We start from the raw sequence: 11,988 nt of genomic DNA, 5'->3' as shown, positions 1-11,988 counted from the left end.
CCCTGCCCCCTGCCTCTATAGCGATGGTATATTTTTTTATTTGGAAGTCCCTAAAGCCGTAATGCACCCTACTTAAAATTTATTTTTAATTTAAAATCCAAAATTTACATGAAAGCCAGAATTGAAAATCAAATACTTTTTATCCACCACGAAGATTTGCCAGAGTTTAAGAAAGGTGGTTCGGTGGTACGAAACTCTTATTTCTGGGCACTACGTTCAATTGCTGGCAAAGCTTCGCGTTATCGTGATTGGGAATACGAATCGGAGGTTTGGCTTGCGCTTTCACGAATGCTTTTGTCGTTTGCTGAATCTGGATATTTGGGTCTTAGAGAAACCTTGCTGGAGTTTCCTATATCTCAAGGAGAAATTCCTAGTTTGCTGAGAGATGTATCCACTTTTGAGTAGGAATGCATAGCTTTTGTTTGCGGAAAACACCAAAATGAGAAAGCAAACTGGGGTTTGAGTAAGTAAAAGCTTCTTTTGCTTGCGGAAAACACCCAAATGAGAAAGCAAACTGGGGTTTGAGTAAGTAAAAGCTTCTTTTGCTTGCGGAAAACACCAAAATGAGAAAGCAAACTGGGGTTTGAGTAAGTAAAAGCTGCTTTTGCTTGCGGAAAACACCAAAATGAGTAAGTCAAACGACCTTTTGAGTAAATCAAATCACCTTTTGTGAAAGCATTTAAGTATTTTGAGAAAGTAATCAGGTATTTTGAGAAAGCAATAGGTATTTTTGATAAAGTAATCAGCAAATATACCTGATGATTAAAAATTGCGGCTGTATACTGCTGTATTTAATGTTACTAAAAAAATACTTAGAATCATCGGGCACTCAAATGAAGTTAAATCCGTCAAAAGTAGCCATCATAGACAAACCCTAATAACACGTGAGTTCGACAAGTCATATTATGTCCATTTAATTAGCTGTAAAAAATACCTCTCCCTGGTTTTACTAGGCAAAACCATCCCTCTCCGACTCGGAGAGGGACAGGCTTGAACGAAAGTTCAAGGCAGGGAGAGGTTAGGTTTATCGAACTCACGTTAATAACAGTAGTGCTGAACCAAGGGTAGTTATGAGAAAACAATTAAAATGCGCCAGTTAGTAGAGGACAACAACGTGAAAATAGCGATTATTGCTAAAACATTAATTACATCTATAGGTTTGTTAGCCGTATTTACCCCAAGTCAAGCATCGGCTCAACTTATACCGCAACCTTGGGTTTCAGTTGGTGGAAAAGATGGTGACATAACCTATGCTGTAGGCGCTAGAGCTTTGAATCTTGGGGTTGAGTTAGGAGTTGGCCCTGATGGTGCTACGGGAGTAGATGTTTTGAAATTTTTCAGTTTGCCTGTAATTTCACCCTATGTAGGAGTTGGACTTTATTCAGAAGATAAAGGTGTTGCAGTTTCAGGTGGCGTTCAGGTAGGTGCTACTGATAACGTTTTTGTTGGTGCTGGTTACAATTCTATTCGTGGCTTTAACGGGCAACTGGGAATCAGATTTTAACAGTTATCAGTTAAATGAAAGGGGAAGCGGTAGTGGTGGTTCAAGATGCCTGTAATTTCCAACAGATGCTTAATCGATTGCAACAGCTTAAAAAGGAGCTAAACCAACTGAAACTAAAAAGCTTGCAACAGGAAATTCAAAAGGGTATTGATTGTTATGCCGCGATCGCTTCACATTAAATCTGCTGCTTGCTAACCCAAGTAACTCGCTTCTGAACGCCAAAGCCATCTTGAATGGTATGGTCTGGGTAAGAACCTACTCGTGACTGAATCACAATCCAGCACAAATCCTCAGTATCTGAAGTATTTCGCATACAGCGTTCTCCGTCAGGGTCTACTCGCACAACGGTTCCTTCACCTACAGCAAACATACAACCATCGACCTGAAACTCTCCTTTCCCCTGGACAAAGATATAAATTTCCTCATTTAAACGATGCTTGTGATAAAAAGGCACGGATGTCTTAGGGGGAAGGTTGTTAAACGAAATTTCGGCGCTTGAGAGATCAAGAATCTGCTTTAAAAATACCTTTCCCTCTAGCTTCATAGGGGCTTCTGGAGTCTCAAAAAGAAACTGTCGCAATTCAGAAAATAGTCCCAAATCAGCCACAGCAAAGTTTTGCCCAGTTCTAGCAGTCGGTGCGACTTGAGCCATCATGACCTCATTCAATTTTTAAGTTGCAAACTGCAAGTTAATATAACGGATATAACTTGTAAAATGCAAGTAACCTGCAAATCTAGTTTTGCTAATGACCCAATCTCGCCGTTCACCTTGTCCAATCGCTTGTTCACTTGATTTAATCGGCGATCGCTGGACACTTCTGGTTATTCGAGACATGATGTTTTTTGGAAAACAACGTTTTGAAGAGTTTTTAGAATCCCCTGAAGGAATTTCAAGTAATATTTTGGCAAATCGCCTTAAGTCTCTTGAAGAGATGGGGTTGGTGGAGAAACAGCCATACAGCAACCATCCTCGTCGAATGAACTATCAATTAACGAAACGAGGAGAAAGTCTTCGCTGTGTACTAGAAGTGATGACTACTTGGGGACTAAAGCATATTTCTGACACAAAGATTCCAGATGATGAGCAGTCTATGTAGGTACTTCACGCGGGGGGAATAAGTAAAGTTGACATTAGTTCTCTGACATGAACTGCTGAATCTTGTTGTAATGCTGATGCCACGATCGCTTCACTCTCAACTATACTTAAGCGAGCGATCGCCTGTTTCACTCCAGGTATACTTTGAGGATTCACGCTCAACTCATCCAGCCCTAAACCTAATAAAATTGGTGTTGCTAAAATATCTGCTGCTAATTCTCCACATAATCCTACCGAAATCCCGGCAGTATGGGCAGCTTGGATAGTTTGCTGCACCATTCGCAATACGGCTGGATGTAGCGCATCAACTAAGTTTACCACGCGGGGATTAGTGCGATCGCTAGCCATGACGTACTGACTCAGATCGTTAGTACCTATACTAAAGAAGTCTACTTCAGCAGCTAACTGATCTGCGATCGCAACTGCTGCCGGAACCTCTACCATAATTCCTACTTTCATTCCTGCATCAAAGGAAATACCAGCTTGATTTAATTCAGCCTGCACTTCACCCAAAATTACCTTAGCTGCACGTACCTCAGTTACACTGGCAATCATCGGCAACATGATCTTAATTTGGTGTCCGACACTAGCTCTCAAAATTGCCCGTAACTGAGTTTTGAATAAATCCAGATGATCTAAACAGAAACGAATTCCCCGCCAACCTAAGAAAGGGTTAGCTTCGGGAAACCCTACTCTCAGATAAGGAAGTGGCTTATCACCACCCACATCTAAGGTACGAATAATTAGCGGACGATTATCTAAAACTTGGGCGATCGCCTGATACACTTCTAGTTGTTCTTCTTCAGTGGGGGCGCTTGTCCTATCCAGATAGAGAAACTCAGTGCGGAGTAATCCCACACCTTCTGCACCGCTAGCCACCGCAACTTGCACATCATTTATACTACCAATATTGGCGAAGACGCTAACTTGCCGACCATCACGAGTAATTGCTGGCTGGTGTGCTGTAGATCGTGCTTCTTGTTGGGCAGCTTGCCAAGCTGACTGCTTTGCTGCCAATAAATCCAGGATATGTGATTCTGGTTCTACCCAAGCTCTGCCAGTTTCACCATCAAGTGCCATAAGTGTACTATCTGCCAAATGCAACACCTGGGCATCCACTCCCAAAACTGCGGGAATACCCAACGTCCGGGCGATAATTGCACTGTGAGAAGTGGCACTACCAGAAGTTGTACAGATACCCAACACCTTTTTTGGATCTAATCTCGCGGTATCCGAGGGAGTTAAATCAGTCGTCACCAAAATTGCAGGTTCCTCAAGATGTAGGCTAGCAGGGACATTTCCACCTAGTAATCGCAGCACTCTTTGCCCGACATCTACAACATCGTCAACTCGTTCTTGCAGGTAAGAATCCTCAAGTGTGCGGTAAGAAGTCGCTACTTCATCGACTACGGCTTGCCAAGCTGCTTCAGCATTTATATGGTGTTCAAAAATGCGCTCTTTAGCCGCTTCCAACAGTACTGGATCTTCTAAAAATAGTAATTGGGCATCGAAGATAGCCGCTTCAGCGTCACCAATTTGCAGAGATGCTTGGGAGAAAACTGCTTGAATTTCTTGTCGGGCAATGTTAATTGCTGCCTGTAATCGTTGCCACTCTGCATCAGGATCATTTACGTGGTATTCCGTAATTGCAATGTGGGTAGGTTGATAATGAACAACAGGTGCGATCGCGATTCCGGCAGAAGCTGCAATTCCCGAAAGTTCGCCGTGAGTTGCTGGGGTAACTTGATGATTAAGTGCTGGTGGAGAATTTAAGGCAAGATTATTTTCACCAAAATTATTTTCACCAAAATTATTTGCGAATAATGCCTGTAATGCCGCCAGTGCTTCATCTGCATCGGAACCAGTGGCAGCGATCGCCAATTCGTGTCCTTGACGCACCCCTAAAGTTGTGACTTGGTTAATACTGTCACCTCTAACTAGTTCAGTATTTCTCGTTAAATTCTGCACTAGAATTTGCGATTGAAACCGGGCTGCGGTTGCGACAAACTGCGCTGCGGGGCGGGCGTGTAATCCTAAGTGATTGCTCACAATTAGGCGGATTTCTCGCGTTGGTGATTCTATATTGGTTTTTGCTTGAGTGTTATGAGTGACAAGTGACAATGGCCTACTAACTACACCCAATTGAGTTGCTTTTGCTAGGAGTGCGCCGCGTGCTTCCGCAATGACTTGGTGAATATCTCTACCCGCCGCAGCAGCCACCACAGCAGCCATCGTACCTTCTACTAAAGGTGCTTCACACAAATGTACTTTTTGCTGCTGTGCTTCTGGCAAAAACTCTATTGCCATTTCTGCACTTAGCAAAGCACTACCCAAATCCATTAACACCAAGACACCATTATCAGAGAAAACAGAAGCGATCGCTTCATAAACCTGAATGGGATCAGTACCCAATGGGTTATCCGGATCTTCAATACCTGCTGCAACAGCAATGGGAACTTGGCCCTGAACCATTTGCGCGGCGAGTTCCCGCACACCCAGAGCTAGTTGTTTACTGTGAGAAACGATGACAATTCCGATCACTGCCGCACCGCCTAACTTGTTGAGAGGTTTGCGTTTAGCTACTTATCCATTTCATTTTCCCATTCCGCACCGCTAAATTAAGACGAGGCAGAAGGCAGGAGGCAGGAGGAAAGAATTATGAATGAAAACTTTAGTTTTGGATCTAGAGCCGCAGTTTAAAAAGAAAAATTGTATCTGGCGAAAGTGCCGATACGTACAAGGCATCCTTGCTTCAATTCCACACAGTTGCGCGTAGGTTATTCCTACCTTCTGCTTTCTGCCTCCTGCCTCCTTCAATACAATTGCAACTGCCCGAAAATATTCCGGTCTTTCCAGCTATAAATCCGAATAAACTCCATCGTTAGCGGTACGAGAAGAAATGTTTTGGATAAGTTTGTTTCCATCGTACAACTTAATCGAGACATCGCCGTTAAGATTATCCCGCCACAATATTAAATAAGGATTATCCTTCTTTGGAAGTACTTTACCAACTGGCTGAGTGATCAAGATTTTTGGTGCAACCTGATTTTTGCTTTTCTTACGGAATCCCAAATAATGAGGTAGGTGTCGGAACGCAGCCCTCTGCGTTTAAATTTTCACCCTCAAATTGCCACGAATTTACGCAAAGCTGTACTTAGAAAACTTTTTTACTTGAGCTAGTAAACAGATTTATAAGTTCATTACAATAATTGCTGCAAATACTAAAGCGTTTCTTATAAATGAAACAACATTAGCTGCAAACGTTAAAGCGTTTGCAACAACAGCTACATCTTTTATAAACTCCCAATTTTTATGGTTATTACTGAATTTATAAAAATCGTAAAAGAATGTAATATGAAAACTCAAGATTTTTGAGCGTGGTGAATAATAAGTTGGATATTTGAAAATATTCAATTTATTAATTAAAAACTCAATTTAATATTTTCATCTTTTATTATACATTCGTAGAAAAAAATAAAAATTTACATTTATACTCAGAAGCTATAACTAGCGGTAGCTTGAAAGAGGTTTGTCTAGTTTCTACTATCCACATCTGGATTAACAAAATATTATTAGTGGCGATAGGTTCATAAAATAATTTTGCAAGAGGTCTATAGAGACAACCCTTGCTGTGGCATAATTGTGGTTTTGTATTACTAATGGTATAAGAGATGACAGCTCAATTTGAATACAGCACTCTCAGCCATCCGCAGGATATTCAGCAGCTGATGTATATCCTTGAGCAGTGTTTTCTCAGCCCACTTAGCGCCGAGGAAGCTTACATCAACCAGATTGGCATCGAAAATTTTCGCATTATTCGGGGATTAGAGCAATTAGCAGGTGGATTGGCAACTCTAGATATGGGCCAGTGGTGGGGTGGTGTGCGTGTACCAATGACAGGAATTGCCGCAGTTGGCATTGCTCCAGAATATCGTGGTTCGGGAGCTGCGATCGCTCTTATGCAGCACACTCTCAAAGAACTCTATGCAAAAGGTATACCGCTCTCTGCTCTTTACCCAGCAGTTCAAAGCTTGTATCGAAAAGTCGGGTATGAGCAAGCGGGTAGCTGGTGTAATTGGGAAGTTGCTACCAAAAGTATCCAAATGCGGGAGCAACCCCTACCTTTGCAACGAATAGTGGATATCAATCATCAAGTCTTTCATGAACTATATCAGCAGCAGGCGAGACAAACGCATGGATATTTAGACCGACATCCCGCAATTTGGGAGCGCTTAATCCAACCAGATGAGAAGGAAACATTTTACGCATATTTTATTGGTAGCAAAGAAAAACCTCAAGGCTACATCCTCTTCAGCCAACATCCAGCAGAGGATGGCGCAATTCTGCGAATAAAAGATTGGGTAATTCTCACAGCTGCGGCTGCACAATCATTCTGGTCTTTTCTTGCCAGTCATCGCTCCCAAATTGACAAAGTGCGATGGAGGAGTTCTGTGAGCGATTCCTTGACATTGCTGCTACCTGAGCAAACTGCCAAGCTTAAAAATACAATGCGTTGGATGCTGCGGATAGTAGATGTAGTCAAGGCGCTGGAGATGCGTGGTTATCCATCGGAAATTCAAGCTGAACTGCACTTAGAGATTCAAGATAATTTGCTAGATGCAAACAATGGTAAATTCATCCTTTCTGTCGCCAATGGACGCGGTGAAGTTACAAAAGGTGGAAAAGGTGAGTTGCAGCTAAATGTCCGAGAACTAGCACCAATATATACAAGTTTGTTCACACCTTACCATTTGCAAATAGCCGGAAAACTGCATGGGACAGAAACAGCTATTTCAGCAGCTACGCAAATATTTACAGGTGCATCACCTTGGATGGCTGATTTCTTTTAATGTGAGTTTGACGAACCTTTCCCTATGTTGAACTAAAGTTCAAGTCTGTTCTTCTTTCCCCTTAGGTCGAGGGTCAGTTTTAACAAATAGCTCACAACTCATCTGTATTTACCCCGTTCCCATTTAATTCGCTTTGTTAAATAACCTGTAATTTCGTATCAACTCTTTATAATCCAGTTTTAGTTGATACATACTGAAAGCAGTCCATGAATTCTTGATGAGTACAAGGATTTATATGATCAGCAAAATAATCAAAGCTCTAACAACTGACAAAGAAAAAAACCTGCAAGCTCCAGTCGAAATGGAGGAACTATCAGACGGAGAAGCTATTAACGTAGTAGGGGGTGGCGTCACGACGACGAAGACGATTCCTGTCACCGTACGAGACAAATTACTGTGTGAAATTTACAATTCATTTTACCACCGACCGCTTTTGGGGGGCGGGACGTGTGTTGGGTTGTTCACCCATAAATAGCTCACACCCGCACATCAAACCTACAACCTCGATTTGCTAGAACAAATTTCTGTACCACTTCTCCTAGTTCGGGGCTTTCCGATACCTGGCACTACCCAATATTACAAATTGGCAATGTTAGTTGACCAGGTGAGCATTTGCGCTTGCCCTTGTGAACCTTCTGACCAGCCAGCAGCTTACTACCCCAGTAGGACTTGCTGGCTGTTTTTAGTTTCGGTTTATACCTTTGGCAAAACCCGCGATACTTTTTGGCACATTCATCTAATGTTTTACCTAATTGTAAAAAAGCAGGATGCCAGAGAGTTAAGCCATCATTAGTCAACCCATGGTAACTACCGTAATTGCTGAAATCGTAAAAAAAACTCTGCCGCATTTGTGCAGCCTTGGGGTTGCCATGAATGTAGCGTACAGTATTTAATGCTCGCTACGTATCTGTGGGAGGAAACCCATCACAGTAATATCGCTTCTCCCAGAAAGTATTAGGGTTTTAGTGAATGGGTTTTACTTTCTCTCTCTATAAAACATAAATTGGAAACATAATTAATCCTTCGCTCGTCCTTCCGCTAGATTACCAATTTCTGTTGTTGTCAACTCACATTACAAATAAAACTGTCAGCGATTTACTTTTGATAAGTAATGATGATTTCTCGTGCTTATCTAATCCCAAATATCATTTCAAAAAATAACTCAACGGCATTTATGAATTTTTTTCCGGAAGTTTAGTATAATTATCAGAAAACAATCTAAGTAAAGCTGATTAATCGCTCCATCCTTGCACACCCACAATCACAACATGAAATCACATTTACTTGCGATCGCTTTAAGCAGTTTGCTTCTAGTTGCAGGCCAAGCTAAAGCCTCACGATTACAGTCTTGGTACTTTGACTCTAAGCAAAACCAATTACACCTAACTACAATTTCTGGAATCCAACCAAAAGCCTTTTTATTAGAGAATCCTAATCGATTGATAATTGACTTACCTGGAACTAGTTTTAACTCAGATACTGTCAAAAAATCTTTTGGTAATGCGATTAAAGAAATTCGCATCGGAAAACCGGACAGTAAAACAACTCGTTTTGTCGTAGAATTAGCTCCAGGTTATCATATCGCTTCCCGTAATATATCCATCAAGGGAGATTCTCGTTCCCATTGGATTGTAAAATTTAACTCATTTGACCGCCAAAATAATAAGAGTTCTGGGGATGATCGAGAAAATATTGCTATCAATTCCACAGATGCTTCAACATTTGCGGGAGTTGTCAATCTTGGTCAAGAAATGCCGGGTATAAGTTCTCAAATTCGCGCATTGTTAGCAACTTATAAATCATTGAACCCGGGAATATTTTTCTTAGATTTAGCTACAGGTAACTATATAGATATTAATGGCGAAAAAAGATTTGCTGCTGCCAGTACAATTAAATTTCCCTTGTTAGTGGCTCTTTTCCAAGAAATAGACGCTGGTAGAATTAAACTAACAGATAAATTAGTGATGCGGCGCGATTTAAGGGTTGGTGAAGCGGGAACGATGAAATATAAACCCATCGGCACTAAATTTAGCGTCCTCCAAACTGCTACCTTGATGATGACCATTAGCGATAATACCGCAACAAATATGGTTCTTGATCGCTTGGGTGGTGCAGCAAGAGTTAATCAACGTTTTCGTGGCTGGGGATTGCAAAATACGGCAATTAAGAATTTACTTCCAGACATTCCTGGCAAAAATACAACCAGTTCCAAAGATTTGGTCAGATTGGCAGCGTTAGTTTCTAATAAACGTTTGCTATCCACAAACAGCCGCAATCGAGTTTTAGGCATCATGCGCCGTGTCAAAACCAATACTTTGCTACCAGCTGGTATTGGAAAAGGAGCTACCATCGCCCACAAAACTGGTACATTGAGATTTATTATTGGTGATGCGGGTATTATTCAAATGCCCAACGGAAAAAGCTATTTAGCAGGTGTTTTGGTGCAAAGACCAAACCATGATCGCAGAGCTGGAGATTTTGTCCGTGAAGTTTCTCGCAGAGTCTACAATTACCTCAACCAAACCACAGTTAGTAAAATAGAACCAATACTTGGCGATGCCTCCGACGGGCTACGCACTCGTTAAATTGCTCGTAACTACCGTAAATATAGGGGCGTACAGCTAGCTGTACGCCCCTATATATCTATCTGTATCATACCAATTGATAAAAATCCTGATACATATAGATCAATACGGTTCAGTTAAGGATAAAACTCTTTGTCAAAGTCAATTTTTTTAACGTAGACGCAAAGCGGCTTGCCGCAGGCTTCCGCCAACGCGCAGCGTCTACATCGGCACGAAAATTCGCTAATTGCGATCGCTGCGCTAGTTCCTCTTGTGCGTGTTTGCGATCGCTAGTGTCATGGCAAATACCAACGAAATACAAAAAATTTCCATTAGCATCTTTTATGGCTGATGAGTTGCTTGTATGCCATTGCCAACTACCATTTTTATGTTTTATCCGATATTCAATTGCATTTTGCTTTTGACCTGTTGCTAAAACTCTTTGAAAATAATTTACACAGATTGGTAAATCATCGGGATGCATGAAAGGAGCAAATTTTTGACTTCCGCCTTGCGGTACTAGCTGAAACCGCTACTTTTGTCTTTAATTTCAAAAGTTTGTGGTTGATTGACTGTTTTAGTTGATGACTTTGTCCTGGTGTCACATACTCAATTGCGAGATTGATGGTATTTTGTTTTTGCACAAACTTTTTTATCCCAATCGCGATACAAGCTATGACACTCAATTTATATTTACTGCGACATGGAGAAACTACTTTTAGTCAAAGTGGTAATTTCTGCGGTGAAACTGATGCGGAGTTAACTTCTGAAGGGATGCAGATGGCATCCGGTTTTGCCGATGTTTATCAAAAATTGAAGTGGGAGGCTGTTTATGTTAGCCCGATGAAGCGCACAATTGCAACTGCCAAGCCATTTTGTGAGGCTATCGGTATGGATATGCAGTTGCGTGACGGGCTTAGAGAAGGTAGTTACGGCGAATGGGAAGGGAAGAGTAAATCGTTTGCCCAACAGAATTATGCAGAAAACTATGTAAATTGGTTGACAGAACCCGCTTGGAATGCACCATTAGGTGGAGAAACTGCGGTAGATATTGCTAACCGTTCTATGCCTGTAATTGCTGAAATTCAAGAAAAACATCCCCAAGGTAATGTTTTAGTAGTTTCCCATAAAGCCACGATTCGGATTATGCTTTGCAGTTTACTGGGGATTGATTTAGGACGCTATCGCTATCGGGTGAATATTTTGGTCGCGTCGGTAAGTATGGTTAAATTTGACGTTCATGGCCCTTTGTTAGAAATATTAGGCGATCGCCATCATATACCCGATCATATTCGCTCTCGTCCAGGAACATAATAGTCCCTACTAGAACACCGAATGATTCTTGACCCTTACGGGTGACGCTCGTGCCTCTCTACGAGACACTGCGCGAACGCTAGCGCTGCGCTAACGCCAGTCGCTTCAAGTCGGGGAACCTGCCCAACGCGCTGGCTCACCATGTTCCGCACCTTACACATCTTCCAGCAAAATCTTTGCGCTGGCCGGATGTTTTTTTATTTGGAAGTCCCTAACTCAAGGTTTTACCTAAGCCAAATATCACTAGCGTTTCAAGCAACGATATGTGCTTTATGCTAGTGGCAAGGTTGGGTTATTCATTTTAGCTACTATACATAAAATCATTAATGATGTTAATATCAAGCTGATATTGCGTTGTAGGCTTTGTAAGTTTGCAGAGATATCACCAATAAGACTAACTGCTGTCCAGATTACTTAGAAACAACTTGAAAAAGCAGTTTTCTATGAAGTTTACACTTTACAGAAACCGAGAGAACTCAAGTTGTAGCAGTGTTATTGCATTATATTTTAGTGCTAACAACTTGATCATTGTTTAATTCTTTGCAAAAGCCCTGTCCATTAGAAAGGAACTTTTTATGGTTTACCATTTAAAAAACCCCTCTCAGCCTATGCTGAAGAAATTAATCAGTCCCAGCTACTTGCCGTTGGGTTACAACAGCA

General features: G+C 41.5%; 11 protein-coding genes and 1 pseudogene. 9 read left to right on the top strand and 3 right to left on the bottom strand.

The window, feature by feature from the left end:
• Positions 1–108: 108 nt before the first annotated feature.
• From H6G26_RS26610 to H6G26_RS26600, 3 genes are all read left to right on the top strand, one after another.
• Positions 109–405 carry a hypothetical protein gene (locus tag H6G26_RS26610; RefSeq protein WP_190732826.1) on the top strand — a complete coding sequence of 99 codons (297 nt, stop codon included), beginning with the start codon at positions 109–111 and terminating at the stop codon, positions 403–405.
• Positions 406–1,114: 709 nt separating this feature from the next.
• Positions 1,115–1,504, top strand: a complete 390-nt coding sequence (locus H6G26_RS26605) for a hypothetical protein (RefSeq protein WP_190732835.1) — start codon at positions 1,115–1,117, stop codon at positions 1,502–1,504.
• A gap of 14 nt (positions 1,505–1,518) precedes the next feature.
• On the top strand, positions 1,519–1,683 hold the full coding sequence (locus tag H6G26_RS26600; RefSeq protein WP_190732824.1) for a hypothetical protein: 165 nt from the start codon (positions 1,519–1,521) through the stop codon (positions 1,681–1,683).
• On the opposite strand, the gene H6G26_RS26595 is transcribed toward H6G26_RS26600, so the two are convergent.
• Positions 1,680–2,159 (bottom strand): cupin domain-containing protein, encoded by a 480-nt coding sequence (locus H6G26_RS26595; protein WP_242053876.1) that lies wholly within the window; start codon positions 2,157–2,159, stop codon positions 1,680–1,682. The genes H6G26_RS26600 and H6G26_RS26595 overlap by 4 nt on opposite strands.
• Before the next feature lie 91 nt (positions 2,160–2,250).
• Between H6G26_RS26595 and H6G26_RS26590 the strand changes: the two genes are divergently transcribed.
• Positions 2,251–2,601, top strand: coding sequence for a helix-turn-helix domain-containing protein (locus H6G26_RS26590; RefSeq protein WP_190732822.1), 351 nt, complete (start codon positions 2,251–2,253; stop codon positions 2,599–2,601).
• 5 nt (positions 2,602–2,606) lie between these two features.
• Here H6G26_RS26590 and ptsP read toward each other — a convergent pair whose 3' ends face one another.
• Entirely contained in the window at positions 2,607–5,141 is a 2,535-nt protein-coding gene (ptsP, locus tag H6G26_RS26585) for a phosphoenolpyruvate--protein phosphotransferase (protein ID WP_190732820.1), read from the bottom strand.
• Between the two features lie 1,130 nt (positions 5,142–6,271).
• On the opposite strand from ptsP, the gene H6G26_RS26580 reads away from it, so the two are divergent.
• The 4 genes from H6G26_RS26580 (at position 6,272) to H6G26_RS26565 (ending at position 10,035) form a co-directional block, all read left to right on the top strand.
• The gene (locus tag H6G26_RS26580) at positions 6,272–7,450 is read left to right on the top strand and encodes a GNAT family N-acetyltransferase (protein WP_190732817.1); all 1,179 of its coding nucleotides are present in this window, start codon (positions 6,272–6,274) and stop codon (positions 7,448–7,450) included.
• A 235-nt stretch (positions 7,451–7,685) separates the two neighbouring features.
• The gene (locus H6G26_RS26575) at positions 7,686–7,925 is read left to right on the top strand and encodes a hypothetical protein (RefSeq protein WP_190732815.1); all 240 of its coding nucleotides are present in this window, start codon (positions 7,686–7,688) and stop codon (positions 7,923–7,925) included.
• Between the two features lie 33 nt (positions 7,926–7,958).
• Positions 7,959–8,243: a hypothetical protein gene (locus H6G26_RS26570; protein ID WP_190732813.1), complete on the top strand. Its 285-nt coding sequence runs from the start codon at positions 7,959–7,961 to the stop codon at positions 8,241–8,243.
• Positions 8,244–8,718: 475 nt separating this feature from the next.
• Positions 8,719–10,035 carry a serine hydrolase gene (locus H6G26_RS26565; RefSeq protein ID WP_190732811.1) on the top strand — a complete coding sequence of 439 codons (1,317 nt, stop codon included), beginning with the start codon at positions 8,719–8,721 and terminating at the stop codon, positions 10,033–10,035.
• Positions 10,036–10,147: 112 nt separating this feature from the next.
• On the opposite strand, the pseudogene H6G26_RS26560 reads toward H6G26_RS26565, so the two are convergent.
• A pseudogene (locus H6G26_RS26560) lies at positions 10,148–10,507 on the bottom strand (PAS domain-containing protein); the annotation flags it as partial.
• Between the two features lie 182 nt (positions 10,508–10,689).
• Here H6G26_RS26560 and H6G26_RS26555 point away from each other — a divergent pair.
• Positions 10,690–11,328, top strand: a complete 639-nt coding sequence (locus tag H6G26_RS26555) for a histidine phosphatase family protein (protein ID WP_190732807.1) — start codon at positions 10,690–10,692, stop codon at positions 11,326–11,328.
• Positions 11,329–11,988: the final 660 nt, after the last annotated feature.

The organism is Nostoc sp. FACHB-888, assembly GCF_014696655.1.
GTDB lineage: Bacteria > Cyanobacteriota > Cyanobacteriia > Cyanobacteriales > Nostocaceae > Nostoc.
Note: the sequence above shows the minus strand (reverse complement) of the source record. Positions and strands in the feature narration are given on the sequence as shown.